31 protein-coding genes and 1 pseudogene are annotated in these 26,734 nt (G+C 70.9%); 10 read left to right on the forward strand and 22 right to left on the reverse strand.

Annotation, left to right across the window (positions count from 1 at the left end; all coding sequences use genetic code 11):
- The first annotated feature begins 14 nt into the window (after positions 1–14).
- On the forward strand, positions 15–506 hold the full coding sequence (locus tag ACH47Z_RS15580) for a DinB family protein (protein ID WP_399073782.1): 492 nt from the start codon (positions 15–17) through the stop codon (positions 504–506).
- On the opposite strand, the gene ACH47Z_RS15585 is transcribed toward ACH47Z_RS15580, so the two are convergent.
- Positions 496–909 carry a hypothetical protein gene (locus ACH47Z_RS15585; RefSeq protein WP_399073783.1) on the reverse strand — a complete coding sequence of 138 codons (414 nt, stop codon included), beginning with the start codon at positions 907–909 and terminating at the stop codon, positions 496–498. The two genes, ACH47Z_RS15580 and ACH47Z_RS15585, sit on opposite strands and share 11 nt — an antisense overlap.
- Positions 906–1,832 (reverse strand): LLM class flavin-dependent oxidoreductase, encoded by a 927-nt coding sequence (locus tag ACH47Z_RS15590; protein ID WP_399073784.1) that lies wholly within the window; start codon positions 1,830–1,832, stop codon positions 906–908. The genes ACH47Z_RS15585 and ACH47Z_RS15590 overlap by 4 nt, the downstream gene beginning before the upstream one ends.
- 45 nt (positions 1,833–1,877) lie before the next feature.
- On the opposite strand from ACH47Z_RS15590, the gene ACH47Z_RS15595 reads away from it, so the two are divergent.
- The 5 genes from ACH47Z_RS15595 (at position 1,878) to ACH47Z_RS15615 (ending at position 5,342) form a co-directional block, all read left to right on the forward strand.
- Positions 1,878–2,255, forward strand: a complete 378-nt coding sequence (locus tag ACH47Z_RS15595) for a DUF192 domain-containing protein (RefSeq protein ID WP_399073785.1) — start codon at positions 1,878–1,880, stop codon at positions 2,253–2,255.
- Positions 2,256–2,351: 96 nt separating this feature from the next.
- Positions 2,352–2,630: a Scr1 family TA system antitoxin-like transcriptional regulator gene (locus ACH47Z_RS15600; RefSeq protein WP_399073786.1), complete on the forward strand. Its 279-nt coding sequence runs from the start codon at positions 2,352–2,354 to the stop codon at positions 2,628–2,630.
- Positions 2,627–3,049: a DUF3224 domain-containing protein gene (locus tag ACH47Z_RS15605; protein WP_399073787.1), complete on the forward strand. Its 423-nt coding sequence runs from the start codon at positions 2,627–2,629 to the stop codon at positions 3,047–3,049. Before ACH47Z_RS15600 ends, ACH47Z_RS15605 begins: the two co-directional genes overlap by 4 nt.
- Before the next feature lie 270 nt (positions 3,050–3,319).
- A complete protein-coding gene (locus ACH47Z_RS15610; protein ID WP_399073788.1) occupies positions 3,320–3,880 on the forward strand; it encodes an ArsR/SmtB family transcription factor in 561 nt (186 codons plus the stop codon).
- A gap of 100 nt (positions 3,881–3,980) precedes the next feature.
- Positions 3,981–5,342, forward strand: coding sequence for an alpha/beta hydrolase family protein (locus ACH47Z_RS15615; protein WP_399073789.1), 1,362 nt, complete (start codon positions 3,981–3,983; stop codon positions 5,340–5,342).
- A gap of 95 nt (positions 5,343–5,437) precedes the next feature.
- On the opposite strand, the gene ACH47Z_RS15620 is transcribed toward ACH47Z_RS15615, so the two are convergent.
- Positions 5,438–6,685, reverse strand: a complete 1,248-nt coding sequence (locus ACH47Z_RS15620) for a serine hydrolase domain-containing protein (RefSeq protein WP_399073790.1) — start codon at positions 6,683–6,685, stop codon at positions 5,438–5,440.
- Between the two features lie 155 nt (positions 6,686–6,840).
- On the opposite strand from ACH47Z_RS15620, the gene ACH47Z_RS15625 reads away from it, so the two are divergent.
- Positions 6,841–7,998, forward strand: a complete 1,158-nt coding sequence (locus ACH47Z_RS15625) for a sensor histidine kinase (RefSeq protein WP_399073791.1) — start codon at positions 6,841–6,843, stop codon at positions 7,996–7,998.
- On the forward strand, positions 7,989–8,657 hold the full coding sequence (locus ACH47Z_RS15630) for a response regulator (protein WP_399073792.1): 669 nt from the start codon (positions 7,989–7,991) through the stop codon (positions 8,655–8,657). The genes ACH47Z_RS15625 and ACH47Z_RS15630 overlap by 10 nt, the downstream gene beginning before the upstream one ends.
- Positions 8,658–8,709: 52 nt before the next feature.
- Here ACH47Z_RS15630 and ACH47Z_RS15635 read toward each other — a convergent pair whose 3' ends face one another.
- The 14 genes from ACH47Z_RS15635 to ACH47Z_RS15700 form a co-directional block, all read right to left on the reverse strand.
- Positions 8,710–9,318, reverse strand: coding sequence for an OmpA family protein (locus ACH47Z_RS15635; protein ID WP_399074210.1), 609 nt, complete (start codon positions 9,316–9,318; stop codon positions 8,710–8,712).
- Between the two features lie 13 nt (positions 9,319–9,331).
- Positions 9,332–9,913, reverse strand: coding sequence for a hypothetical protein (locus tag ACH47Z_RS15640; RefSeq protein WP_399073793.1), 582 nt, complete (start codon positions 9,911–9,913; stop codon positions 9,332–9,334).
- A 33-nt stretch (positions 9,914–9,946) separates the two neighbouring features.
- Positions 9,947–10,546 (reverse strand): pilus assembly protein TadG-related protein, encoded by a 600-nt coding sequence (locus ACH47Z_RS15645; protein ID WP_399074212.1) that lies wholly within the window; start codon positions 10,544–10,546, stop codon positions 9,947–9,949.
- Positions 10,543–10,740: a Flp family type IVb pilin gene (locus ACH47Z_RS15650; RefSeq protein ID WP_399074214.1), complete on the reverse strand. Its 198-nt coding sequence runs from the start codon at positions 10,738–10,740 to the stop codon at positions 10,543–10,545. The genes ACH47Z_RS15645 and ACH47Z_RS15650 overlap by 4 nt, the downstream gene beginning before the upstream one ends.
- Before the next feature lie 110 nt (positions 10,741–10,850).
- Positions 10,851–11,597 carry a response regulator gene (locus ACH47Z_RS15655; RefSeq protein ID WP_399073794.1) on the reverse strand — a complete coding sequence of 249 codons (747 nt, stop codon included), beginning with the start codon at positions 11,595–11,597 and terminating at the stop codon, positions 10,851–10,853.
- Between the two features lie 12 nt (positions 11,598–11,609).
- On the reverse strand, positions 11,610–12,779 hold the full coding sequence (locus ACH47Z_RS15660) for a sensor histidine kinase (protein WP_399073795.1): 1,170 nt from the start codon (positions 12,777–12,779) through the stop codon (positions 11,610–11,612).
- A 172-nt stretch (positions 12,780–12,951) separates the two neighbouring features.
- Positions 12,952–13,839: a DUF5936 domain-containing protein gene (locus ACH47Z_RS15665; RefSeq protein ID WP_399073796.1), complete on the reverse strand. Its 888-nt coding sequence runs from the start codon at positions 13,837–13,839 to the stop codon at positions 12,952–12,954.
- A 15-nt stretch (positions 13,840–13,854) separates the two neighbouring features.
- The gene (locus tag ACH47Z_RS15670) at positions 13,855–14,802 is read right to left on the reverse strand and encodes a type II secretion system F family protein (RefSeq protein WP_399073797.1); all 948 of its coding nucleotides are present in this window, start codon (positions 14,800–14,802) and stop codon (positions 13,855–13,857) included.
- 11 nt (positions 14,803–14,813) lie between these two features.
- A complete protein-coding gene (locus ACH47Z_RS15675) occupies positions 14,814–16,151 on the reverse strand; it encodes a CpaF family protein (RefSeq protein ID WP_399073798.1) in 1,338 nt (445 codons plus the stop codon).
- Between the two features lie 18 nt (positions 16,152–16,169).
- Positions 16,170–16,514: a TadE/TadG family type IV pilus assembly protein gene (locus ACH47Z_RS15680; protein ID WP_399073799.1), complete on the reverse strand. Its 345-nt coding sequence runs from the start codon at positions 16,512–16,514 to the stop codon at positions 16,170–16,172.
- Between the two features lies 1 nt (position 16,515).
- Positions 16,516–16,896 carry a TadE family protein gene (locus ACH47Z_RS15685; RefSeq protein ID WP_399073800.1) on the reverse strand — a complete coding sequence of 127 codons (381 nt, stop codon included), beginning with the start codon at positions 16,894–16,896 and terminating at the stop codon, positions 16,516–16,518.
- Between the two features lie 7 nt (positions 16,897–16,903).
- The gene (locus ACH47Z_RS15690; RefSeq protein WP_399073801.1) at positions 16,904–18,142 is read right to left on the reverse strand and encodes a P-loop NTPase; all 1,239 of its coding nucleotides are present in this window, start codon (positions 18,140–18,142) and stop codon (positions 16,904–16,906) included.
- A 12-nt stretch (positions 18,143–18,154) separates the two neighbouring features.
- Complete coding sequence (gene cpaB, locus ACH47Z_RS15695; RefSeq protein ID WP_399073802.1) at positions 18,155–18,871, reverse strand: Flp pilus assembly protein CpaB; 717 nt, start codon at positions 18,869–18,871, stop codon at positions 18,155–18,157.
- Between the two features lie 58 nt (positions 18,872–18,929).
- Positions 18,930–19,757 (reverse strand): hypothetical protein, encoded by an 828-nt coding sequence (locus tag ACH47Z_RS15700; RefSeq protein WP_399074216.1) that lies wholly within the window; start codon positions 19,755–19,757, stop codon positions 18,930–18,932.
- Between the two features lie 320 nt (positions 19,758–20,077).
- On the opposite strand from ACH47Z_RS15700, the gene ACH47Z_RS15705 reads away from it, so the two are divergent.
- On the forward strand, positions 20,078–21,805 hold the full coding sequence (locus tag ACH47Z_RS15705; protein WP_399073803.1) for a chitinase: 1,728 nt from the start codon (positions 20,078–20,080) through the stop codon (positions 21,803–21,805).
- Positions 21,806–21,871: 66 nt separating this feature from the next.
- Here ACH47Z_RS15705 and ACH47Z_RS15710 read toward each other — a convergent pair.
- The 5 genes and pseudogenes from ACH47Z_RS15710 to ACH47Z_RS15730 all read right to left on the reverse strand — a co-directional run.
- A pseudogene (locus ACH47Z_RS15710) lies at positions 21,872–22,142 on the reverse strand (hypothetical protein); the annotation flags it as partial.
- Positions 22,143–22,179: 37 nt separating this feature from the next.
- Positions 22,180–22,701, reverse strand: coding sequence for a hypothetical protein (locus ACH47Z_RS15715; protein WP_399073804.1), 522 nt, complete (start codon positions 22,699–22,701; stop codon positions 22,180–22,182).
- 386 nt (positions 22,702–23,087) lie between these two features.
- Positions 23,088–23,498: a RidA family protein gene (locus ACH47Z_RS15720; RefSeq protein ID WP_399073805.1), complete on the reverse strand. Its 411-nt coding sequence runs from the start codon at positions 23,496–23,498 to the stop codon at positions 23,088–23,090.
- Positions 23,495–24,259 carry an IclR family transcriptional regulator gene (locus ACH47Z_RS15725; RefSeq protein WP_399073806.1) on the reverse strand — a complete coding sequence of 255 codons (765 nt, stop codon included), beginning with the start codon at positions 24,257–24,259 and terminating at the stop codon, positions 23,495–23,497. Before ACH47Z_RS15725 ends, ACH47Z_RS15720 begins: the two co-directional genes overlap by 4 nt.
- Complete coding sequence (locus ACH47Z_RS15730; protein WP_399074218.1) at positions 24,256–25,245, reverse strand: sugar kinase; 990 nt, start codon at positions 25,243–25,245, stop codon at positions 24,256–24,258. Before ACH47Z_RS15730 ends, ACH47Z_RS15725 begins: the two co-directional genes overlap by 4 nt.
- Positions 25,246–25,449: 204 nt before the next feature.
- Between ACH47Z_RS15730 and ACH47Z_RS15735 the strand changes: the two genes are divergently transcribed.
- The gene (locus ACH47Z_RS15735) at positions 25,450–26,721 is read left to right on the forward strand and encodes an alanine racemase (RefSeq protein ID WP_399073807.1); all 1,272 of its coding nucleotides are present in this window, start codon (positions 25,450–25,452) and stop codon (positions 26,719–26,721) included.
- Positions 26,722–26,734 lie beyond the last annotated feature (13 nt).

Below are 26,734 nucleotides of genomic sequence, written 5' to 3' on the forward strand. Positions count from 1 at the left end.
TAATTTCCGCTCGTATGACGCCTTACACCGCTGCGGAGAAGCAGACGCTGCACACGAGCCTGGACCGGCACCGGGACGCGGTGCTGTGGAAGCTGGAGGGACTCGACGACGAGCAGCTGCGCCGGCCGATGACCCCGACCGGCACCAACCTGCTGGGCCTGGTGAAGCATCTGGCCGCGGTCGAGTACGGCTGGTTCGTGGAGACGTTCGGGGGTGAGCCGGAGCCCCTGTGGTTCGACCCGTACGACGACCTGCGGATCACCTCCGACGAGACGACGGAACAGATCATCGCCTTCTACGGCCGTGCCCGCGCCGCCGCCGACGCGGTGATCACCGAGCTGCCGCTGGACGCCCAGGGCCGGCCGTCCTGGCGGGACATCACCGTCAGTCTGCGCTGGACCCTGGTCCACATGATCGAGGAGACCGCGCGGCACGCCGGGCACATCGACATCCTGCGGGAGCTGATCGACGGCACGACCGGCGACCACCGTCCGGTCACGAGCTGACGATGGCGTACGCCGCCTCGGCGGTCGGCACGTCGAGCAGTCCGGCGTCCAGCAGCCGCCGGGCGGGAACGTACGCCGGCACCCGCTCCGGCCGGTGTCGCGCCTCCCACACCTCCATGAGCAGCCCGCCGAACCGCGCGAGGGGGCGCAGCACCCCGGTGAGCGGTCCCTCCCTGCGCGCCCAGCGGGTCGCGATCGCCCCGCCGATCTCCGGAACCCGCTCGATGCCGCGCCACTGATCATCGGGGGCGGCGAAGACGACCCTCCGATTCCGCCCGGCCGCGACGACGTTCCCCTCTGGGTCGTACAGCACGGCACCGACGGGCCGGCTCCCGGCCCGCAGAGCTTCCCAGGCGAGCTCGAAGGGCAGCTGCCAGGGGGTGGGGAGGGGACCGATGGTCATGGGCGAGGGCCGTGTGGGACCAGGGGGCGGACCTTCTCGGCGGTGAAGCGGATGAAGGCCTCGGGGTCGGGTTCGTCCCCTGTCGGCTGGAGGACGACCGTGTCGGCACCGGCGTCGGCGAGCCGCCGTACGGCCTCTGCCACGGTGGCCGCGTCACCGGCGACCCCGAGGTCGGGCACCGACTCCAGCCCCTCGGCGGTGAGTTCGGCCCTCAGCCGGGCCTCTGCGCCGGCTCCGGTGGCGGTCAGCAGATAGACGACGACCTTGTGCGGCTCGCCGTCCCGCCCGGCCTCCCGCTGCCCCTCCTCGATGAGCCGCCGTGCCTGCCGTACGCCGTCCGGCGGGGTGGCGGCGGTGAGGACGGTGCCGTCGGCCCTTGCGCCGGAGAGGCGCAGGGTACGCGGCCCGGTGGCGCCGGTGAGGACGGGTACGGCCGACTGCGGCGGCCAGTCGAGGGCGACGTCGTCCAGGGAGACGTACCGGCCCCGTACGCTGAGCCGCTCACCTCTCAACAGGGCGCGCAGGGCGTCGAGATGCTCGCCGAGGAGGGTGAGCGGGGAGGCGGTGCGGGAGCCGACCTGGCCCATCCAGTCCTGCACGCCGTGGCCGACGACGAGGGTGGCGCGGCCGGGGAACATGCGGTGCAGGGAGGCGGCCTCCATGGCGGTGAGGGCCACGTTCCTGAGCGGTACGGGCAGCAGTCCGACACCGACGCGCACCCGCTCGGTCCACGCGAGCGCCGCCGCGGCGGTCGAGATCCCGCCCTCCCGGAAGCAGTCCTCCCACAGCCACAGCTCTTCGAGCCCCGCCTCGTCCGCGACACGGGCGACGGCCCGCAGCCGCTCGGGCGGGAGTTGGGGTCGGAAGACGGCACCGAGTTCAGTCATGTCGGCCTTCCTAGTGGGGAGGAAGGGAAACGGCAACGTGTTGATGAATCGGGCGTGTTGAGCGGGAGGGTCGGGCAGGAGATGGGACGACGTCGGCGCTGGCGGGACGGGTGGGGCAGGCTGGTCGTGGGCGCGGACGGAGCCGAGCCGCTCGCCACCGTCCCGCTGGAGATCGCCGTCTCCTACCGGGCCCGGACGAAGGGCCTGCTGGGCCGAGACGCCGTCGAAGGTGCGCTGCTCCTGTCACCGGCGAGCGGGGTCCACACGTTCGGCATGCGCATCCCGATCGACGTGGCTTATCTGGACCGCCGGCTGACCGTGGTGGCCGTCCGCACGATGCCTCCCGGCCGCCTGGGCCTGCCCCGCCTCCGGGCGCGGCACGTACTGGAGGCGGAGGCGGGGGCGATGGCGGGGTGGGGGCTGCGGGCGGGGGTGCGGGTGAGTGTCGAGACGGCGTAGACGCGACGGACGCCCGGCCGCCTCCTGATCAGGCGGCATGCTCCTCGAACACCACGGCCTCGATGTCGTCGGCGCTCATCCCGAGACGTTCACCCAGTGCGGACTACGACAGCAGGCACTCTGGAGGCCGAACTGCGCGTGGCCCACCGCATGAAGCGCCGGCAGGTCTTCGAGCGCCCCCACCCCCTCCCGTGCGTCGCCCACGTCCACGAAGCCGCGCTGCGCATGCCCTACGGCGGCGCCGAGGTGACCCGGCGGCAACCGAAGCACCTGGCAGACCAGTCCGAGCGCGCCACCATCGACGTACGCATCATTTGCTTCAGTCGCCTGCAGACGTCGGTGTTGTCAGTGGTGCGTCCTAGCATCGCGGCATGAGAGCTTCAGGGACGTTCAAGGTTGAGGAGTTCACTCCGGCGGACGTGCGGTTGCCGGAGCCGGTCGTCGAGACGGCGGTGCCGGTCGGCGTGGCCACGATGCGGAAGCGGTACGAGGGTGAGGTCGCCGGCGTGTCCGGGACGCTGTTCACCGCCGCTTACGACCAGGCGAGCGGATCCGGCACGTATGTCGCCATGGAGTCCTTCGAGGGAGCCCTCCGGGAGCGGCGCGGGTCCTTCAACTTCGCCCACTCGGCGACGACCCTCGGGGAAGGCAGAGAAGCCGAGTTCTTCGTGATCGTGCCGGGGAGCGGGACGGGGGCACTGGCCGGGATCCGAGGAAGCGGCGGTCTGCGGATCGACGCGGACGGCACCCATCGGGTCTGGTTCGAGTACGAGGTAGGTGACGGCGGTTCCTAGAGTCATGCCGCCGCCTGCGCCACCGCTCCATGCCGTTCCGCTGCGTGGTCCACTGCACAACCGCTTCCGGCAGTGGCGTGACGCGGGCGTCTTCGAGGCCGCAGGCCTGGCGAGGCATCGCGACCCGGTACGACAAATCCCCCGACAGTTACCTCGCCGGCCTCCACCTGCGCGCCTCCCGGCAGTGTGCGGCGAAGTGGCAGCTCAGCCCGCACTCAAGAGTTGCAAGGGACCCTTGCAAGTACTCTTTGTAACTCGTAGCCTTCCACCATGGCCGAACAACCGCCTGCTCAAGAGATCACCGATGTCGAGGCGCTGCGCGCCTTCGCGCACCCGATGCGGCAGAAGATCGAGCAATGCCTGCGCCGGGGGCCGGCCAACTCTGCCGTGCTCGCACGTGAGTTGGGCGAGAGCACGGGGCTGGTCAGCTACCACCTGCGGCAGCTGGCCAAGCACGGCCTCGTCGAGGAGGTCCCGGAGCTGGCGAAGGGGCGGGAGCGGTGGTGGCGGGCAGTGCCGGGGGACCGGCGGTTCCCGCCGTACAGCCGACAGACGCCGGAGATGCGCGAGGCGCTGACCGAGATGCACCGGCTCAACCTCGCCGAACTGATCGACTCCGCCCGGCGGTTCGAGGAGGCGCGCGACACGCTGGGGCCCTGGGCCGACGCGGCCCTCTTCTCGCGCGCGACGCTCCGGGTCGACCCCGGCCAACTCCGCGCGTTCTTCGAGGAGTACATCGCGCTCCTCTATCGGTACTCGGCTCCGGAAGGGAACGCGCCCGGGGCGCGGACCGTGCTCGTCCGGCTGCTCGGCATTCCCGAGACCGACTGACCGTGCGGCCCAACCGACAACGAAGGGGAACGCACGCGTGCTGCTCTCGGCCACGTCCGCATCACCGATACGCGCCGTACTGGCCGTTTTATCCGGGGCATTGGCCAGCGCCCTCCTCCTGCTGGCCGCGCCCATGGCGTACGCCGACGGGGACGGGCTGGTCCGCCAGGAGGTCACCTTCCGGGGCGGGGGTGGGCTCGTCCTGCACGGCACCGTCCTCAGCAAGAACGGAGCACCCGGCCCGGAACCCGGCATCGTACTCGTCGGCGGCTCGGGCTCCGGGCCCCGGGAGGAGTACCGGCAGGAGGCCGAGGCGTTCGCCCGGGCCGGGATCACCACGCTCGTCTACGACAAGCGGACCGTCGGCTACTCCCGGCTCCACACGGACTTCAGCCTGCTGGCCGACGACGCCCTCGCCGGAGTGCGGTTGTTGCAGTCCAGGAGCGGGGTGAACCCACGCCAGGTCGGGCTGTGGGGGTTCAGCGAGGGGGGCTGGGTGGCGCCGCTGGCCGCATCGCGCTCGACCGACGTCGCCTTCGTCGTCACCATCGGCGGGCCCGGCTACGACCCGCTGCGTACCCAGACCTGGAACCTCTCCACGCATCTGCACCACCAAGGGGTGGGCGGACCGTTCCGTCGCACCGTGGCCGGCCCCGCCGCCCAGTTCCTGGCCTCGACCGGTCTGTTCCCCGCGGCCGGCTACGACCCCTTGCCGGTACTGGAGCGGCTCCACCGAACGCCGGTACTGGCGCTGTGGGGCGATCACGACACGCAGGTGCCGCCCCAGGAGAGCGCACGGATCTTCCGCGAGGCCCTGGCCCGTGCGGGCAACCGGCACGTCGTCATCGGCTTCGTCGCCGGCGGTGCGCACAACGGGCACCGCACGTCGGACGGGTTCGACCGGATCGGCGGCCCGCTCTTCCACGGCAAGAAGCTGGGGGAGCTGACCCCGCGCTATGCGCAGACCATGACCTCATGGGTGCAGGCCGTGGCCGCCGGCCACCCACCGGCGTCGAGCGCCGCCCCCGCACCCGGGCAGGCACTCGCCTCCACCCCCATACCGGGCCACGCCTGGTACACCTGGCTCGCCCCGACGCTGCTCCTCCTGGGCTTCGCCGCCTATCCGGTGAGTGCCTTCCTGCGCCGGGGCCCGGTCCTGCGCCCGGTGCGGTGGCTGGCCGGGCTCGGCCTGCTGGCGGTCGCGGCGACGGTGGCCTGCCCGCTCGCCGTCTTCGCGGCGGGGAACGGTGCGGCAGCGCCCGTTGTGTGGGGCCGTCCGGCTTTGTGGCTGGTGGTGCAGGGGCTCGCCGTCGCCGTCGTGGTATCCGCCTGTGTCTCGGCAGCCGCATTCTGGCGCCGACGGCTGACGCCGAGCTGGGCGGTCTGGCTGCGCCTGGCCCCGGTCGGGCTGGCCGCGGTCGGGTTCGTACCGTGGGCGGTGTGGTGGGGCATTGCTGCGTGACCGCAGCCCGGGGAGCGGCGGTGGCCTCCCGCACCCTGCCGTCCGACCTCCTGCCCCCGCCGATCAGCGCGGACTGACCCCGCCGGCCTGGGCGGCTACTTTCCCTGCCTGTTGCTGGAGGTGTCGCACAGCGCGCGGTCGACGAGGTCGCTGGCGGCCCTTTGCTGCCGGATTGTCTTATGGAGGTCGTTGAAGCTGGTGGACATGGAGACGGTGACGGTGCGGCTGCCGTCGTCGGTGGCGCCGTTCAGGGTGATGTAGCCGGCTTCGCCTCCTTCGTGGCTCCAGTAGCTGCCGCCGCAGCTCAGGGGGCGGTCGACCAAGCCGAGACCGTAGCGTCCGCCGGGCCAGAACGCCTCGAACTGTTTGGGGACCGGGACGGTGTCCCGCATCTCGGCCATGCGCGCCGCGGACAGCAGCTTGCCGCCCAGCAGCCCCTGGAAGAAACGGTTGACGTCCGCCGTGGTGGAGACATAGCCGCCGAGGTCGGGGACGATCTGTTCGGTGACGTCCGTCCGTTCGCCGGAGGCGAAGACCTGGTAGCCGTCGGCGTGCGGGCGGCGAAGGGTGGACGTGGTGCCCGGCAGGTAGGTGTGGTTCATGCCGAGCGGTTTCAGGATCCGGCTCTCGACCTCCTCCTGCCATGGGCGCCCGGCGGCCTTCTCGACGATCATGCCGAGGACGACGTAGCCGGTGTTGGAGTAGCTCCAGCCGGTGCCGGGCCGGAAGTCCGGGTGGTGCCTCATCGCCCGGGCGACGATCTGTTCGGGGGTGTACGTGTCGTAGCGGTGCAGGTAGTACTGCTGCGGGGTGTCGAAGCCGGGAAGGTCGTCGTGGAGGCCGCTGGTGTTCTGCAGCAGCTGGTGCACGGTGATCTTCCGTCCGTCGTTGCCGTTGCCGTCGATCACACCGGGCAGCCAGCGGTCCACCGCGTCGTCCAGTGACAGCTTGCCGTCGTCGACCAACTGAAGGATCACCGTGGCCATGAGTGCCTTGCCGGTGCTGGCTATCCGGAAGTAGCCGTCGCGGGGCACCGGGCGGTTCGCACCCGCCACGGCGGCGCCGGCGGTGGCCACCAGATCCCGGCCGGAGGCGGTGGTCACCCGCGCCTGGACGCCGGTGATCCCCAGCGCCTGGATGGCATCGGTGTCCCGGCGCAGGTCTTCCTGCTGGTAGCCGGGCGTGGACCGCACGGTCGCGCCGTTCGAGGGCTGGACGGCTACGGCCACACTCGCTGCGCCGAGTGCGGCCGCAGCGACGGCCAGCCACCGTCGGCCGATCCGGCGGTGACGTTGCTGGGACGGGCGGCTCTGCGGCGCGGAGGCCGGGGTTGTGGATCTCATGAACCACACGCTAGGTAAGCGTCGAGTTGCGTGTCGCTACCACAGGCGGCCGATGGAAACCTACAGGTGGCTGTAGTGCCGCGGGGGCGCCCGGCACGTACAGTGGCGCGTCCGAGGGCCGCTCCCGGTCCCGTACGACAGACGAGGGCGAACCCGTGCACGGCGTGATCGGCGAGGCTCGCGCACGGTTGGTCCGGACCGGGCGCAGCGGACGCTACCTGCTCGGCACCCTGATGACCGCGACGGTGACGCTCGTGGCGGCGCCACTGCTGTGCGTACCGTCGCTGGCGGCTCCCTGGGCGGAGCGCCACCGCCGGCGCGCCGGGGCGGTGCTGGGCCGACCGGTGGAGCCGCGCCCGCGCGCCCTGCGCCGCGACCTCGCGTGGCTCGTGACGCAGGTGGCCACCGGGCTGCCCGCGGGCACACTCGCCCTGCTGTGCCTGGGCAACCTGCTCCTCACCCTCGTCGTCACCGTGGGATGGTGGGCCTTTCCCACGTCGGATCCGCCACGGCTGCTGCTGCTCGGTGTCCGCATCAACAGCTGGGCCTCCGCGCTGACGATCAACCTGGCGCAACTCCTGCTCCTTGCGGCGCTGTCGGCCATCGCCCTGCCGCCGCTCGCCCGGCTGCACGCGCGGTGCTGCCTGGCAGTCCTGGCACCGTCTCCCGCGGAACAACTGGCCGCGCGCGTCACCGAGCTCACCCGGACGCGGGCAGACGTCCTTCAGGCGCACGGCGCGGAACTCCGCCGGATCGAACGCGACCTGCACGACGGCACCCAGGCCCGGCTGGTGGCCATCGCCATACGGCTTGCCGTGGCCGGGGAGAGCCTTCCCCAGGACCCGGACGCGGCCGCCGCGCTCGTACGGCAGGCCCAGGCCGAGACCGAGGAGGCCATGACCGAGCTGCGCTCCGTCATCCGCACCATCTACCCGCCGGTCCTGGCCGACCAGGGCCTCGTCGGCGCGCTCGGCACCCTGGCCGACAGGGCCGGCGTACCGACCCGTATCGACATCGGCGACCTCGGTGAGGTCCCCGCCGCGGTCGAAGCGGTCGCCTACTTCGCCGTCACCGAGGCGCTGGCGAACATCGCCCGGCACAGCCGCGCCACCAAGGCCGCCGTCCACGTCACCCGCAACGGCGCGATGCTGTCCGCGGAGATCACCGACGACGGGACCGGCGGGGCGGACGCATCCCGAGGCAGCGGCCTGGACGGAATGCGCCGCCGCGCCGCCGCCCTGGACGGCACCATGAAGATCAGCAGCCCGCCGGGCGGGCCGACCACCATCACCGTGGAGCTGCCGTGCGTGTAGTCATCGCCGAGGACAACGTTCTGCTGTCCTCCGGACTCGAACTCCTGCTGGGCTCCCAGGGCTTCGAGGTCGCCGCGATCGCGGAGGACGCCCCCGGCTTCCTCGCCGCCGTCGAGACCCACCGCCCGGACGTCACCATCGTCGACGTGCGGCTGCCCCCGACCTTCCGCGACGAGGGTATCCGCGCCGCCCTCCGGGCTCGCCGCGACCGCCCCGGACTTCCCGTCCTGGTCCTGTCCCAGTACGTCGAGCAGGAATACGCCGGCCGCCTCCTCTCCGACACCCGCGGCGGCATCGGCTATCTGCTCAAGGACCGGGTGAGCCGCATCGCGGAGTTCACCGATGCACTGCACCGCGTGGCCGTCGGCGGTACCGCCATGGACCCCGAGGTCATCGCCCAGCTGCTCGCCGTCCGCGGCGATCCCGTCGACGCCCTCACCCCGCGCGAACGCGAGGTCCTGGCTCTGATGGCCGAAGGGCACGACAACGCCACCATCGCCCAGCGGCTTTTCGTCACCGACAACGCCGTCCACAAACACATCGGCAGCGTCTTCCTCAAACTCGGCCTGTCGGCCGGAGACAGCGGCCACCGCCGGGTCCGCGCCGTCCTGGCCTACCTCCGCCGCCATGGCGGCACCGAACCCAGCGCTGTTGAGTAATCGACGGCAGATCCACGCACTCAACGCAGCGGGCTGCACAGCCTTGACCGGGCTACTTGCTTCGGGGGAAGGACACCTCCACCCGCCGGTTCTTCCTCCTGCCCTCCTCCGTGGAGTTGTCGGCGATCGGGAACTGTTCGCCGTAGCCGCGGACCTCGAAGGTGACGTTCGGGTCGTTCAGGTCCTGGTCCAGGACGGTCTGGACAGCGTTGGCGCGTTGTTTGGACAGGACGGCGCCGTGGGCCGTGGAGCCGAGGTTGTCGGTGAAGCCGAAGACCCGGATCTGGGTGGCGTGCTGGTTCTCGATCTCCTGGGCGATGGTGGCGATCCGGGCCTTCGCCTCGTCGCTGAGCTTGGCGCTGTCCTTGCTGAACAGGACCTCGGCCTGGAGCGCGAAGGTGACGTCCGCGTTGGTGTCCTCCCGGCGTTCGTCCCCGCTCTGGTCCTCCACGACCGACTTGATGTCCAGCACCTTGGGTGGGGCGAGGGTGGCGCCTTCGGGGAGTTTGAGGTTCGGGGAGGTGGGGTCGATCTTCACGGGGGCGGTGGCGGAGGGGGCGGTGTCGGGGGGCTGGCTGGGGTCCGTGTCGTCCGCCCGGGCCGCGGTGGTGGTGGCCAGCAGGACCGTGGTGGCCGTGAGCGTGAGCGCTAGGCGGGTGATGGTCACTGCTGCCTCACCCGGAGATCTTGATGGTGGCGGAGGTGAACGTCGGCAGCTGGAACTCCACCTCGGACGTGTTCGCGGGAGGTGCCGGGAACTGCATGAACACCGCCAGGGTGTCGCCGGCCTTGAGGGTCGAGAAGCCGGTGGTGGTCAGCGGGCGGCCGTCGGTGTCCCGCAGCACGTAGTACCGCTTCTTGCCCTGCGAATCGACCAGCGTGGCCCCGCCCAGAGACCTGCCGTTCTTGATGATCTCGGTTTCGTTGCCGCTCAGGGCGGAGGGGATCGCCACGGTCTGTGCCCCGTCGTTCTTCATCGTGCCGTTGACCGTGACGAACCCGCCCGAGTCCCGTTGCGCGGAGAGGATCTGGAGGGTCAGGCCGTTCGACCCCCTCACCTCGGCCAGCGGCTGGTCCGACTGACCCTCCTGGGCACTCGGGACGGAACCGCTCGTCCTGGTGGCGGACGGCGAGCTGTCCGGCTTCTTGGCGTCACCGCCGCTTCCACCGCAACCGGCGACACCGACGGCCAGACCAGCCACGAGAGCCCATGCGGCCATCCCCCTGCGGGCCTTCGCAGTGAACCGAATGCTCATCGCTCCGCTTCCCTTTTCATCGTCGTTCCACTGTCAGTCGGCCAGGTGGACATCGAAGAGGTCGTTCGGCTTCGGAAGTCCTGACGGGTCGTCCGGCTTCAGGTCCCAGACCTTGTCCTTGCAGGTCAGTTGCGGCAGATCGGTGCCTTTGGCACCCGCGCCGGGGAGCTTGAACGTGCACAGGGGATCGATCTCGGCGATGGCGTGCGCCTTCGACCTGACGTTCTCCGTCCCGGGTACGACGGACCGGCCGACGGACTTGTTCGTCTCCACATCGGCCCGGTACTTCAACAACTCCGGGGAGAAACAGGCGCTCAGCTGCGCGTCGTTCTGCGCGGCGAGCTCCCCGGCCCGGCCGCACGGGGCGTTCGGGTTGTCGATCCCCGTCCTGCCGTCGAAGATGTCCTGCCACTTCTTCGGGTCCAGCAGGACTCGCACCCACGCGCCTCCCAGCTGGTCACGCGTGTTCTGGGCCGCGGCGAGGGCCGCCGCGTCCGCGGCCGTCTGCGCTCCGCTCCGGTTCACCGAGGCCTGGCCGACCGCGAGGTAGGCCAACGCGAGAAAGAGCAGGCCCGCCACCACCGTGAGGTAGATGGGGAAGGCCTGCCCTGCGTCGCTACGCGGAGAGATCAGCCGCCGGTGACCTGGGAAATCTTGTTCGTGATCGCATCGAAGATCGTCTGCCCGATGCTCGTACCCGTGATCGCCAACACGATCGCCACGACCACCGCGATGATGCCGAGGTACTCCACCGCGGTCTGCCCCCGGTCGCTGCGTGTGGCGCGGGTCTGCAGGTATGCGACGGTGGTGTTGAACCATTTGCTCACGGTTTTCCCCTCCAGCTTCGCCTCCGATCCGGGCACCGTACGGCCGGACGCCACGGTCGCCGAAGGGCCCCAGGACCCAACTCCAGGCCCAATCCCCGTACGCCCCCATGTCACGCCACCCCCAGCCACTTCGCCGCGGCCTGGGATCTGGTGGTGCTGTGGAGTTTGGCGAAGATGCGGTTGATGTGGTTCTTGACCGTCTTCTCGGAGATGAAGCAGGCGGCGGCGATCTGCTGGTTGGTCATGCCGGACGCGATGAGGTCCATGATCTCCGCCTCCCTCGCACTCAGCCGGTACCGGGACCGGTCCTGGAGTGACTGTCCCATGGATGATTGCAGATGCGAAAGCTTCTGGGGCGGAATTTCGCTTAAAATTGGCGGAGGTTGAGGTTCAGTATGTGCAGGTGCACTTGTAAGGAGAAACGACAGCAACGCCTCCGCCGCCCCCGGCGTCACATGCGGCCGCCCCTCCCGTACGTCCCGCACGGCCCGCACCAGCTGCTCCGTGGTGAACTCCCCGTGCACCAGATATCCCCCCGCCCCCAGCCGCAACGCCTCCCGCACGGTCTCCGTCTCGTGGCTGTAGGTGAGCATCATGACCGGGGCCAGCCGTACCAGGTGCGGCAATGCCGAGATTCCGTCGACTCCGGGCATGCGGACGTCGAGGAGGATGACGTCCGGGCGGTGTCGTACGGCCGCCTCGTACGCCTCGCGGCCGTCCGCCGCCTCCGCCACCACCGTCGTGTCGGGACGCCCGGACAGCAGGGCCGTCAGGCCCGCCCGGACCACGGGGTTGTCGTCGGCCACCAGCAGCCGCAGCGGCGGGGCGGCGGGTTCGCGCGACGGGAAGTGGTCCATGGGTGCCTCCTCTCAGGCCTGCCATGCTCGTAGCGGTACGTCCACGCGTACCTCCGTGCCCCGTTCCCGGCCACCCCGGCCGATACGGATCCTGGCGCCCGCCTGCGCCGCCCGCTCCACCATGCCCAGCAGACCGAAGTGGCCGGACGCGCGGAGCCGTTCGAGCGTGGTGTCCGGCGGCAGGCCCCGGCCGTCGTCCTGGATCGTCAGGCGCAGCAGATCGCCGTGGACCGCCGCGCGTACCTCCACATGGGTCGCGGACGCGTGCCGGTGAGCGTTCTCCAGCGCCTCCGTCGTGATGGACAGGAGGTGGCGGGCCAGCGGGGAGGGGGGGTCCAGCTGCGGGAACGAGCACGTCACCCTCAACGACGTACGTTTTGTGAAGTCCTTTATGCACGCGTGCAGTTCGGGCCAGAGAGGCAGCTCCTGCACGCCGTCCCGGCGCAGGTCCCGCAGCAGCTCCCGCGACTCCGCCGCAGCCCTGCGCGCCGAGCGGGACACCAGGTCGGCCTGGTCCCTGATCCTGGCCGGGTCGGGAGCCTCGGCCGAGGCCGTGGCCGCCAGGCCGTCCGCCGCCAGGGCCACGCCGTACAGGGTCTTGGCCACGGAGTCGTGCATCTCCCGGGCCAGCCGGGCGCGTTCCGCGCTCACCGCCTCCGCCGCCGCGAGGCGCGCCTGGGCCGTCGTCAGGGCCTGGGTCGCGGCGCCGAAGCGGAGCATCAGGTTGCGCAGGGTCGAGCCCATGGCGCCGGAGATGACGCACAGGCCGGGGAGGAGGAGCGCTTCGGCGACCGGTGCGTGGCGGTCGCCCTTCAGGGTGGCGTGGACCAGCAGCAGGATCAGGGACTGGAGCGAGGCGAAGCCGGCCGCGCCCCGCCAGCTGTATGCCAGGCCTGCCAGCAAGGGAGTGCAGACGCTCACGTAGGCGAGGGTGGTGTCCGGGCCTGCCGAGATCAGCAACAGCGAGCCGAAGAGGGTGTCCGCGGCCAGAAGGCTGGGGTGGCGCAGGAGGAGGGGGCCGAAGCGTTCCCAGTCGCGGAAGAGGACGTAGGACACCATGAAGGTGACCACCACGGCCACGCCGACCAGGCGGACGCCCAGGCCGGGGGCCGCGTGGAGCAGGGCGGCGGGGGCGGCGAGGGCGATCATGGCCAGGCGGAAGCCGAAGACCTGCCGGCACATCGCCTGCAACGCGCTGACCTGGATCTTCTCCGACGGCGCCGGGACTTCGGCTGCCCTGTCAGCCGCACCTCGCGTGCCGACCCGTCGCACGACCCGCCCAGCAGCCCCCCTCAGCCAGCCACCCGCGGACCCCCCGCTCCGTCCCGTCACCCCGGCCACCGTCACCCCCGCCTCACTTTCCCGTGAGCGAGCCGAAGTCCACTCCGGAGCCCAGGATCAGGCCCGCGCCCAGCAGCAGCATCGTGGCCGGGACCATGAACGTGGTGATCATCAGCGTGGCCTTCGGTACCGCGCGGGCGGCCTTGCGGCGGGCGTTCTGGGCGTCGGTGCGGCGCATGTCCTTGGCCAGGGACACCAGGGTGTCCACGATGGGCGCGCCCAGCTCCTCCCCCTGCTGCAGTGCCGTCACGAACATCGCCACCTGCTCGGAGTCGTTGCGCCGCCGTAGCTCCGCGAAGGCCTGGCGGCGGCTCATGCCGAGGTCCATCTGGCGCAGTGTGATGCGGAGTTCGTCGGCCCAGGGGCCCTCGTAGTGGGAGGCCACCCGGTCCAGGGCCTGCCGGAAGCCGAGCCCGGCGCTGACGACGACCGCGAGCACGTCCAGGAAGTCCGGCAGGGTGCGCTCGATGACGTCCTTGCGGACCCGGATCGCCGACCAGATGCCGACCTCCGTCCAGAACGCCCCGAAGAGCAGCAGGAGCAGCGCCACGAACCACTGGCCCCGCAGCAGGAACACCACACAGCCCACGATGCCCAGCGCGCCGTAGACCGCCCGCCGGGCCGCGTAGCGGTCGATGGTCAGGCCGCCCGGGTTGCCCGCGAGGTCGATCCTGCGGCGGTACTTGGCGACCAGGCGCGGCCCCATCAGGCGCAGCACGGCGGGGGCGTAGCGCATGCCCATGCGGTCGATGACCGAGCCGACCGCGCCGGTGCGGGTGGCGCCGACCTCCAGGGCGACGGCGAGGTCGCCGGGGAGTCTGGCGTCCGCGCGGTACATGCGGATGCCGGTGAAGGCGCCCCAGACGCCGAGGCCCATCAGCAGGGCGAGCAGGAATGCCATGAGGTCCCAGCCCCCTCACACGTCGATGCGGCTCAGGCGCCGGATCAGGACGAAGCCGACCACGTACATCCCGAACGCGATGACCACGCACGCCTGGCCGATCGGTGAGCCGGTCATGCGCGCCAGCGCTCCGCTCTTGACGCCGTTCATCAGGAACAGCGCGCCGATGCCGAGGACGGGGACGGCGTACGACGTCATCGTCACCTGGGAGAGCTGGGTGCGGATCTCGCGTCTCGTCTCCTTGCGCTCCTCCAGCGTCTCCGTCAGGTTGCGGAGGGCCGACACGACTTGGCCGCCCGCCCGGTTCGAGAGGACCAGGGTCGTGACCAGGACGACCAGCTCGCGGGACGGCAGACGGCCGGCCAGCTCGCCCAGCGCGTCGTCCAGTGACTGGCCGATCGCCAACTGGTCGGCCACCTTGGCCAGTTCCTCGCCCGCCGGGGCCTCCAGCTCCTCCGCCGCCATGCCGATCGCGGTGCGCAGGGCGAGCCCGGCCTGGGTAGCGTTGGCCAGGATGCGGGCCAGTTCGGGGAGTTGGTTGATGAAGCGCTCGATGCGTTTCTGGCGCTGCCAGTTGAGGAACTGGACGGCCGCCCCGATGCCGAGCAGACCCGCGAGCGGGCCGAAGAAGGGGGCGAGGGTGGCCTGGCCGATCAGCCAGAGCGCGGCGACCGTGGCGAGCATGTAGACGAAGAACTCGCCCGGGGTGACGTCCAACCCCGTCGCGGCCAGCCGGAGTTCCAGCCGGCGGCCGAAGCGGGTACGGCGCAGTCGCCGGTCCAGGTCGCGGAAGCGGCGCCTGCGGCCGCCGTACGCGGGTACCGGGCCCGTGTGCGTGAGGCGGTCCACGAGGGCGGCGCGCTGGGCCCGGCCCGAGGCGTAGGCGTGCAGCCCGGCCACCGCCAGGACGCAGGCCAGCAGCGTCACACCGGTGGTGAGCTGGACGAGGGTGTGGAGTTCCATGGTCCTTGGTCCTACCTGGCTTCTCGGGTGGCGAGCTGGTCCGCCGTACGGGCGACGCCGAAGGCCTGCGGGACGGGCTGGCTCGCCATGTAGAGGCGGTCGGCGGTGCGGCGCGGGAGCGGGAAGTACGCGAAGGTGCCGTACACGCGGCCGTCGGGAGTCATGGGCCGCGCGTCGAAGCGGGCCACGGTCGCCAGCCGGTACGGCTCCCCGCCGTGGCTGTCGAGCAGGGCGATCTCGGTGATGCGGCGGGCGCCGTCGGCGAACCGGGTGAGCTGGACGATGACGTCGACGGCGCTGTTGATCTGGTCGTGCAGGGCTACGAAGGGGACCTCGACGTCGGACATGGAGGCGAGGGTCTGGAGCCGGGTCAGCGCGTCCTCGGCGCTGTTCGCGTGGACCGTGGCGAGGGAGCCGTCGTGGCCCGTCGACATCGCCTGGAGCATGTCGAGGGACTCGCCGCCACGGACCTCACCGACCACGATCCGGTCGGGGCGCATCCGCAGGGAGTTGCGGACCAGGTCGCGGATGGTGACCTGGCCCTTGCCCTCGACGTTCGGCGGGCGGGACTCCAGGCGGACCACGTGGGTCTGCTGGAGCTGGAGTTCGGCGGAGTCCTCGATGGTGACGATGCGTTCGTGGGACGGGATGAGCCCCGAGAGGGCGTTCAGCAGGGTCGTCTTGCCGGTGCCCGTGGCGCCCGAGACGATGATGTTGAACTTCGCCTGCACCAGGCCGGCCAGCAGATACACCATGTGCTCGTCCAGCGAGCCGAAGGAGATCAGCTCCTGGAGGGTGAAGGAGCGGGGGAAGCGGCGGATGGTGAGGATCGGGCCGGACAGGGACAGCGGCGGGATGATGACGTTGACGCGCTCGCCGGAGGGCAGGCGGGCGTCGACCATCGGATTCGACTCGTCCACCCGGCGGTTGACCGTCGAGACGATCCGTTCGATCGTCTGCATGAGCTGATCGGCGGAGACGAAGCGGAGCGGCAGCTGTTCCACGCGGCCGCCGCGCTCGACGAAGATCGCGTCCGGACCGTTCACCATGATCTCGGTGATCGACGCGTCCTCCAGCAGCGGCTCCAGGATGCCGAGGCCCAGCGCCTCGTCCACCACCCGGCGGATCAGCTGCGAGCGCTCGACCGTCGACAGCACCGGGCCCTCACGGCTGATGATGTGTCCGAGCACCCGCTCGAGCCGCGCCCGGCGCTCGGCGGCGGCCAGCGAACTCATCTCCGCGAGGTCGATCTCCTCCAGCAGCTTGGCCCGGTAGGAGGCGACCAGATGCCCGTCCTCGCCCCGGCTGCCGTGCTCCTCCGGAGTGCTGATGCGTGCCCGCAGGCTCATGGGTTCGCTTCTCCTCGGTCAGTGGTCGAGGGGCATGGTGGCGGTCCTGGTGGCGTCGCCGAAGTCCCAGACGATCTTCGGGATGTGCACGGTGGCCGTGACGGTCACGGAGTCGCCGCCGCCCCCGGCCGCGCAGCTCACCGTGATCCCGCTGCTGACGGCTCCGGCGCACGCCTGCTGGGCGTCCTGCCGCAGGGACGCGGCCCGCGCCCCCGCCCGGGCCGCCGTACCGGCCTGCTCGGCCGCGTAGGCGACGGCACCGATCTGGATGCCGGCCAGCCCGACGATCAGCAGGACGGGGATGAACCCCAGGTATTCGATGGCCACTTGGCCTCTGTCTCGACGTTCGCGCCGGTACGGCATCTCAGTGCTTCACCTCCTCGACGGCGCCGGCGTGGCCGTGCACGGTGACGGGGAAGTCGATGGAGCCGGGGAAGAGGACGGGGACCTTGACGCCCACGTCCACGCTCACATAGCCGGTCTGGTCGCACCCGCTCACGCTGGCCCCCTTCTGCCACGGCCCCGACAGATGCTTCAGCGCGGCCTGCCGGCACACCCCGTACCGCTCCCCCCGAGGCGCCGCCGTACCCGCCCGCACCCCCTCGTCCGCAGCATTCCCCGCGAGCGTGAAGGCGTACCCCACGAGCACGGCCTGCCACAGGAGCACCAGCGTCAGAATGATCAGCGGCGTCATCCCGAGGAACTCGATGCTCACCTGACCCCGGTCCCGGTCCGGCTTCCTCATGGAGCACTCACTCCTTCCGCCGCCGGAATCCCACCGCGCCACGCCCGCTCCCGCGATGGGCCCCCTCGGCCGCGGCCTTCACCAGCCCCAGCTCCCCGGCGAGCCCCCACAGGGCCTGCTTCACGGTGCTCCTGCTGTCCAGTTCATGGAGCCGCCCCGCGTCCACGACGGCCTGAAGTTCCTTGAAATTGGCGGGTACGGCGGTGCGCGCCAGCGCCGTACCGGTGATGCGCTGGACGAGCGGGGGCTGGATCTCCGCACTGCGGCTGTGCCGGTTGACGACGACCGTCGTCTCCTCGGCCTTGCGGATCTGCAGCCGGTCCCACATCCGTACGGTCCGTTTGGCGGCGCGTACGGCGATGACGTCCGGGGTGGTGACGAGCAGCGCGATGTCGGCCATCTCCACGGCCGCCGCCCCCGCACCGCTCAGCTGGGCGCCGCAGTCCACCACGACCACCTCATAGCGGGAGCGCAGGGCGCTGACGATCTGGCGGGCGGCGCGGTCGGTGACCTCCTCGCCGCGTTCGCCCTCGGCAGGGGCGAGGAGCAGGGCGAGGCCGGTGTCGTGGCGGAAGACGGCGTCGGCGAGGACGCGCGGGGAGATGTCGGTGATGGCGGCGAGGTCGGCCACGGACCGGCGGAACTGGATGTCCAGGTAGGAGGCGATGTCGCCGGTCTGGAGGTCCAGGTCGACCAGCGCGGTGGGCCGCCCGGAGGCCTGCGCGGCGAGGGCCAGCTGGATCGCGGCCAGGGTGGCGCCCGCTCCCCCCTTGGCGCCGCTGACCGTGACGACCGTACCGCCGACACCGCCGAGGACGTCGGAGGCCGCGTGGCCGAGGTGCCGCCGTACCCCCGTCGACCACTGGGCGACGGCCTGGACGCGGCTGGCGAGTTCCTCGTACGACAACGGGAGCGCGACCAGGCCGCGCGCGCCGGAGTCCATGGCGGCGGCGAACAGCCCGGGGCTGGCGTCGGTGGTCACGAGGATGACGCCGACGGCGGGGAAGCGGAGCGCGACCTCGCGGATCAGTTCGAGGGCGGGGACGGGACCGATGCGCTCGTGTACGACCACGACCTCGGGCAGTTCGTCCACGGACTCGGCGGCGAGACGGGCGAGGGTGTCGACGAGCTGGGTGGAGTCACCGACGGGCGGCTGTGGCTCGGCGTCGGGGAGCTGGCTGAGGAGGGTGACGAGGGAGCGGACGGCGTCCGGGTCCGCGCCGGCCGGGAGGATCCTGGTGGGCATGCGGGCCGCCTCTCACTTGTCCGTCGCGAGTTCGTAGGTGCGGTCCTTGTCGGGAACGCTGGTCTCGCCGCCGGGGGCCACCAGCGCGAGCCGGACGCGCTGGGCGAAGGACTCGGCGTAGGTGATGCGCTGGGCGTCGAGGGTGGACAGCGCGAAGGTGATGGGGACGGCCTCGCTGGGCTGCTGCTGGTTCTGGTTCTGGTTCTTGCTGCTGTCGTCGAGGGCGGTGATGCGGCCGACGTCGAGGACCCGGGCGTCGGTGACGATGATCTTCGACTGATCGGGAGCGCCGTTGTTCTTCCCGGCGAAGGTGGCGTACACGTTGACCCGCGCCCCCGGAGTGATCTTCCCCGCGACCCCCGTCGCCGCGTCGATCATGATGGCGACCTCCTGCTGTCCGGGCTGGAGGGCGGGCTGGTCGACGATCATGTCGGTCTGGAGCAGGGACCCGGCGCGCAGCGTGGTCACGGCGATCTTGCCCTGGACCTGCCGCAGATCGGTGACGGCGTTGTCGGACAGCCACCGCTTGGGCATCTTGATCTGCTCGAACTGACCGGTGTCCAGGGCGGTGTACGGCTTGACGTCGGACCGGACCCGATAGGCGGTGACCTCCGGGCCGACCTTGGAATTGACGTTGTGGACGAGGGAGAGCACCCCGGCGAACGCGCCGAGAGCGCACAGGACCGACAGGATCAGCAGTATCACGCCGCGGCGCTGACGGGAGTTCATGAACCGTGCAACCTCATTGGGGGAATCGGTCGAGCGGGATACGGACGTTCTGGCCCGGTCAGGCGGGCGTGCGCTGTTCCAGGGCGCGGGGTGCGGCGGGTTCGTACACGGGCGGGGTGGCGGAGCAGAAGACGCAGCGGTCGCCGATGACGTCCAGGCCGCACCAGTGACAGCTGGTCTGCCGTACGGAGGTGACCAGTTGATACAGAACGGACAGATCGGCGAGGTAGCCGCAGAACTCGACCATGCGGCCGGTGCCCCACCAGGCCGGGGACTCGGCGGGCAGCGGGACCTCGCGCAGCCCGTGCACACTCCACTGCCCGCCGAGCCCGCCGATCCAGTCGCTCTGCAGCTGCCCCTTGGCGACCAGCATCCAGGTGCTGAACTCGGGCCCCTTGAGGGTGGCGCCGGGCACGACCTTGACGAGCTGCGGCTCGGGATGGGCGAGCACGGCGAACTGGCTGCCCGGGACCCAGGACTTGGCGTGCGCCTTGAGCCCGACCGGTACGCGGTCCAGCTTGGCGACGGAACCGAGCACGGCACCGGCGTGCAGGTAGTGGGTGAGCAGCCGCCCGGCGGAGGCGAGGACCCCCGGGCTCAGATCGCAGGAGGCGAGCTGGCGCAGCTGCCGGGCGAGGACGGCGATGCCGAGGGGCGGCAGTTCGGGCCGGAAGAGGGCGATGCGATCGCTTTCGAGCAGCGAGCGAAGGGTGTACAGCCGCCGTACGACACTCTCCGGGGTGGCGCTGGAACAGACGACGACCAGATACCCGTACTGCTCGATCAGGGTGTGGAGTTCGGTGAGCGCGTGCTCCAGCGGCCGCTGGTCGAGGCCGTTCAGCACGACGGCGGGCACGGTCCGTTCGTCCTGGGCCGGCAGTGCCATGTCGGCACTGGTCACGGCGATGGCAGTTGGCACGCGCAGCTCCCCGCTCTTCACACCCGCCGGCCGTCCGGGGTAACTCCCCTACGCCGGGACGACTTCACTGCGTGACTACCTGAGCACTGTAACCACGGCCGTATGACCGGAGAACAGCGTTCGTGAAGCTCGCGTGGAACTCTCTTGGCACAAGTCCCGCGCAAGTCCCGCCAAAACAGGACAGGTTGAGCAGCAGCGCGGAGACGAGTTTGGTCTGGACCTCTTGACACCCGAATTGGTCTGGACCAACTTGGCTTCATTGTCGAACTCCCCTCCCGGAGGCCCCCGTGGACCGCGCACCAGACACAGGCATACCCAGATCCGGCAGCCGGCGCCTCACCCTGTGGTCGGCCGCCACGGCCCTGGCCCTCTCGGTGGCGGGCCTGGCCGCCGCGTCACCCGCGTCCGCGGCGGACGTGAACAACGTCAGGAACGCGGGCTTCGAGTCGGGCCTGAGCAACTGGACGTGCACGGCGAACAGCGGTACGACCGCCTCCTCCCCCGTGCACAGCGGGACGGCCGCGCTGAAGGCGACCCCGGCCGGCCAGGACAACGCCCAGTGCACCCAGGCGGTCGCGGTCAGGCCCAACTCGACGTACACGCTGAGCGCGTGGGTGCAGGGCGGCTACGCGTACCTGGGCGTGACGGGCACGGGTACGACGGACGTCTCGACCTGGACCCCCGACACCACGGCCTGGAAGCAGCTGTCGACGACCTTCACCACGGGCTCGTCAACGACATCGGTCACGGTGTACACGCACGGGTGGTACGGCCAGGCGGCCTACTACGCCGATGACGTCTCGGTCTACGGCCCCGACGGCGGCGGAGGCGGCGACCCGGCCCCCACGGTCCCGGCGACCCCGACAGGCCTGACGGTCTCGGGTACGACCTCGTCCTCGGCCTCCCTCGCCTGGTCCCCGGTGTCGGGAGCGACGGGCTACAACGTCTACCGGGACGGCACGAAGGTGACGGCGGTGACGGGAACGTCGGCGACGCTGACCGGCCTGTCGGCGTCCACGTCGTACTCCTTCCAGGTGACGGCGACGAACGCGGCGGGTGAGTCGGCGAAGTCGACGGCGGTGACGGCGACGACGTCCTCTTCCGGGGGCGGCGGAGGCGGTGGTGCCGCGTTGCCGAAGCACGCGGTGACGGGCTACTGGCAGAACTTCAACAACGGCGCGACGGTTCAGAAGCTGTCGGACGTCCCGTCGTCGTACGACATCATCGCGGTGGCCTTCGCGGACGCCACGCCGACGCCGGGCGCGGTGACCTTCAACCTGGACTCGGCGGGCCTCGGCGGCTACACGGTCGACCAGTTCAAGGCGGACATCAAGGCGAAGCAGGCGGCCGGCAAGAAGGTCGTCATCTCGATCGGCGGCCAGAACGGCACGGTGTCGATCAGCGACTCCGCCTCGGCGACGAACTTCGCGAACTCGGTGTACTCCCTGATGCAGACGTACGGCTTCGACGGCGTGGACATCGACCTGGAGAACGGCCTCAACGCGACGTACATGACGCAGGCGCTGCGCACGCTCTCGTCGAAGGCGGGCTCGTCCCTGATCATCACGATGGCCCCGCAGACGATCGACATGCAGTCGACGTCGAACTCGTACTTCCAGACGGCCCTGAACGTGAAGGACATCCTCACGGTCGTCAACATGCAGTACTACAACAGCGGTTCCATGCTGGGCTGCGACGGCAAGGTCTACAGCCAGGGCTCGGTCGACTTCCTGACCGCCCTCGCCTGCATCCAGCTCCAGGGCGGCCTCTCCCCCTCCCAGGTGGGCCTCGGTCTCCCGGCCTCGACCAGTGCGGCGGGCAGCGGCTACGTCTCGCCGACGGTCGTGAACAACGCCCTGGACTGCCTGACGGCCGGCACGAACTGCGGCTCCTTCAAGCCGTCCAGGACCTACCCCGACCTGCGGGGCGCGATGACCTGGTCGACGAACTGGGACGCGGCTTCGGGCAACGCGTGGTCCGGCCCGGTGGGGGCGCATGTGCACGCGCTGCCGTGAGGCGAGCCAAGAACAGCGGTGACGCCCGGGCCCGGTGTGGGGTCCGGGCGTCGTCGTCCGCGCGTCCTACTCTTCCGGCTCCCAGGCGCGGAGCAGGTCGAACACGCCCCGGTCGCCATGGAGTTGCAGGGAGGCCGATCGGGACACGGGTGGCCCGGGCGCCGTCGGCGGAGAGCGAGAGGCGCCAGGAGCGGCCCGTCGCGCAGCAGGTGGACAGGAACTCCTCGACACCGTCGAGTGACACCTCGTCCGGCAGCGGCCGCGGGGCGCCCGCGGTGATCTGGGCGTCGTAGGTGTGCACCGCGATCTCCTGGAGCTGGTGCCGGGCGGCGGCACCTCATTCGGTGATCGGTGAGCCAGGTCCGGCGGACCTGTCACTCGCCTTCCTCGAAGTACGCGTCCAGCACCGCGTCCAGCTGGTCGTCCCACTCCTTGAAGCGGGTCCTGGACGTCGCCTCGATCTCGATCGGGTACCAGCGGCGTTCGGGGGTGTGGACCGTGATCGTGTAGCGCTTGCCGAAACGGGGGGACTCCGTCTCGACGGCGGCGATCTCGTCCCAGGCGAACGCGCAGGACTCCTCGTCCAGGCTGAGCCGGACGCCCTTGCGGTCGGCCACTATCCTCGCCCGGCGGTCGGAGGCCTCGAAGACCGGCCCGTCGTCGTCCGTGGTCCCGTCGGCCTCCTCGACCTCCTCGACCTCCTCCGGCTGAGTCGTCGCCTCGGCTTCCTGCGGCTCCGCCGATGACTCCGGCGTCTCCGGTTCGTCGGACTTCGCCGGCGCCGGGACCGTGATCCCGGGGATGAACGCCGGGTCGAAGCCGGCGCCCGTCACGGGGTCGGTCTTCAACGGCTCGGCCTTCGACGGCTTGCTGCTCGCTCCTGTGCGCTGCTCCACGGCGGCAGTATGAACGACTTCCCTGTGCCGGAACCAGTCAGCCCACTCATCCCCGGTTTCACTCACGTCACGTTCACACGAACACAGCGTTTTGCAGTTCTCTCCCGCGCAGCAGGAGACTCTTCCCTGGATCGCTCCGGGGAGTTCGACAGCACTCAGGTCTGCCTGGCGACTGCCCTCCCGGCAACCGAGGCGAGTCGGCGTTGCCGGACCAACCGCACTCTGAGCCTGTACGCCAGCAACTCGACAGTACGTCCCCACGCTTCGCCCGCCCCCGGCGAGTCGGTAGCACCGCCTGCGCCGCTTGCGCCGGAAACACCGCAAGCCAGTCGACGTTGGCTCGCGCCCAGCGGATCTCGCTGTCCAGGTAGGAAAGTCCCGATCAATCAGTCGAGTACCGCAAGGGCATCGATCTCGATCAGCAACCCCCTGGGGAGACCGACATACACCGTCGTACGGGCGGGTGCCGGCTGAGTGAGTCCCTGCTCCTGGAAGTACACGTCGTAAATCTCATTCATCTCTGCGAAGTGGTCCACATCCGTCAGGTACACGCGGATCATCATCACGTCGTCCCAGCTCGCGCCGCCCTCCTCCAGGATCGCCCTGACGTTGGCGAGGGTCTGGAGGGTCTGTTCGCGCAAGGTGGGGCCGGCCGGTGTCGGGGGCTTACCCTCCTCGGCGGGCAGGAAGCCGACCTGGCCGGCGACCTGGAGGATGTTGCCCTTCCGCACGCCGTGGGAGAACTTCGCGGGCGGGGTGGTGTGGGTCTTCGGGGTGAGCGCGATCTTCTCGGTCATACGGTGGGGTCCTTCGCTGGGGTTCTTCCGGAGTACTCCCCGCTGATCGCGTCCGCCGTACGGCGCACCAACGGGAGCAGGGTGAGGAGTTCCTCGGCGGTGACGACCACGTTCGGCGCGGAGACCGACATCGCGGCGACCACCCGGCCGTCGGCGCCGCGGATGGGGGCGGCGACGCAGTTGATGGACTCCTCGTGGCCACCGAGGTCGGTGGCCCAGCCCTGTTCGTGGACCTGCTCCAACTCCCGCAGGAAGGCAGGGGCGTTGGGGGTCGAACGGGGCGTGTACAGGGGGTAGTCGAGCTGGTCCGCGAGGGCGCGGCGCTCGGGTTCGGGGAGGTCGGCGAGGAGGAGCTTCGCGACGGCCGCGACCGTGATGGCGACCGGCTTGCCGATCCGGGAGTACATGCGGACCGGGTAGCGGCTCTCCACCTTGTCGATGTAGAGGACCTCGCCCTCCTCGTACACGGCGAGGTGCACGGTGTGCCCGCAGGTCTCGTTGAGCCGTACGAGGTGGGGGTGGGCGATCTCGCGGACGTCGAGGTTCTCCATCGCCTCCTGGGCGAGGGCGAAGAGGCGGGCGCCGAGGCGGTAGCGCTGGTCGGACTGGCGGTAGACCAGGCCGTGTTCGTGCAGGGTGCGCAGGAGGCGGAGGGCTGTCGACTTGTGCACGCCCAGGCGGTCAGCGACCTGGCCGAGGTCTGCGGGGCCCTCGGCGAGCAGCGGCAGGATGCTCAGGGCGCGGTCGACGGTCTGACTCATGGGGTGTTCGCCTCCTCCGTGGCCCGCTCGGCCTGCGTCCAGCCGGGGCCGAGTCGAAGTCTCCCCCATGCGGTGTCGTCCAGGGCGCTCAGGCGGTCGGCGTGGTGGCGGGCGGGGGGCGGGGCCACATCGCCGGGGGTGGTGAGGGCCGCGGCGGCGAAGAGGTGGCCGTGGCGGAGGCGGTCCCTGACGGGGAGGCCGCGGAGGGTGGCGGAGAGGAACCCGGCGGCGAAGGCGTCGCCGGCGCCGGTGGTGGCTACGACGTCCACGTCGAGGGCCGGTTCGAAGGTGGCCGGGGCCTGCGGAGCGGTCTCGAACGCCGTTGCGCCCTTCTTCCCCTGCTTCACCACCAGCACTCCCGGTTCGGGCAACGCCTCCCGAACAGCCCCGGGACCCCCCGTGATACCCCACGCCTCCTCTGCCTCGTCCTGCCCCACGAACACCACGTCCGCTCGCCGAGCCAGCTCCAGCAGCACCAGTGGGCCCTCGGCCGTCCGCCACAGCCCCGGCCGGTGATTCACGTCGAAGGACAGCAGAGGGCGCCCCCTACGAGGGGCTGTCAGTTCGTGCATGAGCTCTCGGCACTCACCGGACAGCGCCGCCGTGATCCCCGACAGATGCAGCACCCGCCCCGCCCGTGCCGCCGCCAGGTCCACGTTCGCCGCGCTCATCGCGGACGCCGCCGAACCCGCCCGGTAGTACGCCACCTCGTGCGCGCCCGTGCCGCGGTCGCCGGCCGTGCGGAAGTAGATGCCCGTGGGCCGGGTCGCGTCGGTGCGTACGGCGCTGGTGTCGACGCCGCACCCGGCGATCCCCTCCACCAGGTGCTGCCCGAACCCGTCCGCCCCCACGCGGCTCACCCACCGCGCGGTGTGGCCGGCGGCGGCCAGCACGCAGGCCACGTTGGACTCGGCGCCGCCGATCGCGCGGTCGAAGGAGGGCACGTCCGCGAGGCGCCCTGGGCGGCTGGGCAGGAAGGTGACCATGGACTCGCCGAGCGCCACGACGTCCACACGATCGTGCGCAACGGTTCCGGCGCCGGCGGCGTCGTAAGCAGCGTCGTCGATGATGACTCCTGTCGATGCCCGGGCGGCGGCTCCGTTGACCCGGTGTCGGCGAGATGCTAGACACCCGTTAGCACCACACGCAATGGACGTTGCACATGCTGCAACGGCCAGGAGAGGGGCTCCATGCGCACCGAAGCGCTCGCCCGGCTGGCCGAGGAACGCGTCGACCACCGCTTCAAGGGCCTCCCGCCCGACGCCGACGGCCTCACCGTCGGCGAACTGGCCGCCCAGCGCCGTAACCTCTTCCGCGAGGCCGACGGCTTCACCACCCCCGTCCTCGCCCTGTCCGCCGAACGCCTGGAGCACAACCTGGCGCTCATGGAGACGTACACCGCACGGCACGGGCTCGTCTTCGCCCCGCACGGCAAGACCTCCATGGCCCCGCAGCTCTTCCACCGCCAGATCCAGCACGGCGCCTGGGGCATCACCCTGGCCGTGCCCCACCAGGTGCGGGTCGCCCGGGCCTTCGGCGTAGCGCGGATCTTCCTCGCCAATGAGCTGGTCGACGCCTCCGCCCTCCACTGGATCGCGGGCGAGCTGGCGGCCGACCCGGACTTCCGGTTCGTCTGCTACGTCGACTCCGTGCGCGGTGTCGAGCTGATGGACGCGGCGCTGAAGGGCTTCGCCCGGCCCGTCGACGTCGTCGTGGAGCTGGGCGCCGGCGAAGGGGCCCGCACCGGTGTGCGCACGGAGGCCGACGCCCGCGCCGTCGCCGACGCCGTGGCCCGTACGGACACGCTGCGGCTCGTCGGGGTGGCGGGGTACGAGGCCCAGGTGCCCGGAGCCGACCCGGAGCGGGTGGGTGCGTGGCTGGAACGGCTGGTCGGGCTCGCCGTGGAACTCGACAAGGCCGGGCGGTTCGACGGGGCCGACGAGATCGTGGTGAGCGCCGGCGGCAGCGAGTGGTTCGACGCGGTCGCCGATGTCTTCACCCGGATTCCCGGCCTCTCCCGCCCCGTTCTGAAGCTGCTGCGCTCCGGCGCCTACGTCTCGCACGACGACGTGCACTACCGCAGGCTCACCCCGTTCAACCGGGTGCCCGAGGAGGGTGCCCTGGAGCCCGCGTTCCGGCTGTGGGCCCAGGTCGTCTCCCGCCCCTCCGCCGACCAGGCCTTCCTCAACGCGGGCAAGCGGGACGCCGCCTACGACCTCGACCTTCCGGTGGCGCGCGTGGTACGCCGGAACGGCACCGAGCACCCCGCGACCGGCCTCGAGGTGACCGCCCTGTCCGACCAGCACATCTGGCTGCGCACGGAACCGGGCGCGGATGTCGAGGTCGGTGACTGGATCGCGCTCGGGCTGTCCCATCCGTGCACGTCGTTCGACAAGTGGCAGCTGATCCCGGTGGCCGAGGCGGACGGGACGGTGGTCGACTACATCCGCACGTTCTTCTAGCACGTACCTCCGG

The organism is Streptomyces sp. NPDC020192 (assembly GCF_044388685.1).
Lineage (GTDB): Bacteria > Actinomycetota > Actinomycetes > Streptomycetales > Streptomycetaceae > Streptomyces.

Coding starts and splice junctions, on each gene's coding strand:
- ACH47Z_RS15580 (WP_399073782.1), top strand. CDS start 15: ATGACGCCTTACACCGCTGCGGAGAAGCAGACGCTGCACACGAGCCTG.
- ACH47Z_RS15585 (WP_399073783.1), bottom strand. CDS start 909: ATGACCATCGGTCCCCTCCCCACCCCCTGGCAGCTGCCCTTCGAGCTC.
- ACH47Z_RS15595 (WP_399073785.1), top strand. CDS start 1,878: ATGGGACGACGTCGGCGCTGGCGGGACGGGTGGGGCAGGCTGGTCGTG.
- ACH47Z_RS15605 (WP_399073787.1), top strand. CDS start 2,627: ATGAGAGCTTCAGGGACGTTCAAGGTTGAGGAGTTCACTCCGGCGGAC.
- ACH47Z_RS15610 (WP_399073788.1), top strand. CDS start 3,320: ATGGCCGAACAACCGCCTGCTCAAGAGATCACCGATGTCGAGGCGCTG.
- ACH47Z_RS15620 (WP_399073790.1), bottom strand. CDS start 6,685: ATGAGATCCACAACCCCGGCCTCCGCGCCGCAGAGCCGCCCGTCCCAG.
- ACH47Z_RS15640 (WP_399073793.1), bottom strand. CDS start 9,913: ATGAGCATTCGGTTCACTGCGAAGGCCCGCAGGGGGATGGCCGCATGG.
- ACH47Z_RS15655 (WP_399073794.1), bottom strand. CDS start 11,597: ATGGACCACTTCCCGTCGCGCGAACCCGCCGCCCCGCCGCTGCGGCTG.
- ACH47Z_RS15660 (WP_399073795.1), bottom strand. CDS start 12,779: ATGTGCCGGCAGGTCTTCGGCTTCCGCCTGGCCATGATCGCCCTCGCC.
- ACH47Z_RS15665 (WP_399073796.1), bottom strand. CDS start 13,839: ATGGCATTCCTGCTCGCCCTGCTGATGGGCCTCGGCGTCTGGGGCGCC.
- ACH47Z_RS15670 (WP_399073797.1), bottom strand. CDS start 14,802: ATGGAACTCCACACCCTCGTCCAGCTCACCACCGGTGTGACGCTGCTG.
- ACH47Z_RS15675 (WP_399073798.1), bottom strand. CDS start 16,151: ATGAGCCTGCGGGCACGCATCAGCACTCCGGAGGAGCACGGCAGCCGG.
- ACH47Z_RS15680 (WP_399073799.1), bottom strand. CDS start 16,514: ATGCCGTACCGGCGCGAACGTCGAGACAGAGGCCAAGTGGCCATCGAA.
- ACH47Z_RS15685 (WP_399073800.1), bottom strand. CDS start 16,896: ATGAGGAAGCCGGACCGGGACCGGGGTCAGGTGAGCATCGAGTTCCTC.
- ACH47Z_RS15690 (WP_399073801.1), bottom strand. CDS start 18,142: ATGCCCACCAGGATCCTCCCGGCCGGCGCGGACCCGGACGCCGTCCGC.
- cpaB (WP_399073802.1), bottom strand. CDS start 18,871: ATGAACTCCCGTCAGCGCCGCGGCGTGATACTGCTGATCCTGTCGGTC.
- ACH47Z_RS15700 (WP_399074216.1), bottom strand. CDS start 19,757: ATGGCACTGCCGGCCCAGGACGAACGGACCGTGCCCGCCGTCGTGCTG.
- ACH47Z_RS15720 (WP_399073805.1), bottom strand. CDS start 23,498: ATGACCGAGAAGATCGCGCTCACCCCGAAGACCCACACCACCCCGCCC.
- ACH47Z_RS15725 (WP_399073806.1), bottom strand. CDS start 24,259: ATGAGTCAGACCGTCGACCGCGCCCTGAGCATCCTGCCGCTGCTCGCC.
- ACH47Z_RS15730 (WP_399074218.1), bottom strand. CDS start 25,245: ATGGTCACCTTCCTGCCCAGCCGCCCAGGGCGCCTCGCGGACGTGCCC.
- ACH47Z_RS15735 (WP_399073807.1), top strand. CDS start 25,450: ATGCGCACCGAAGCGCTCGCCCGGCTGGCCGAGGAACGCGTCGACCAC.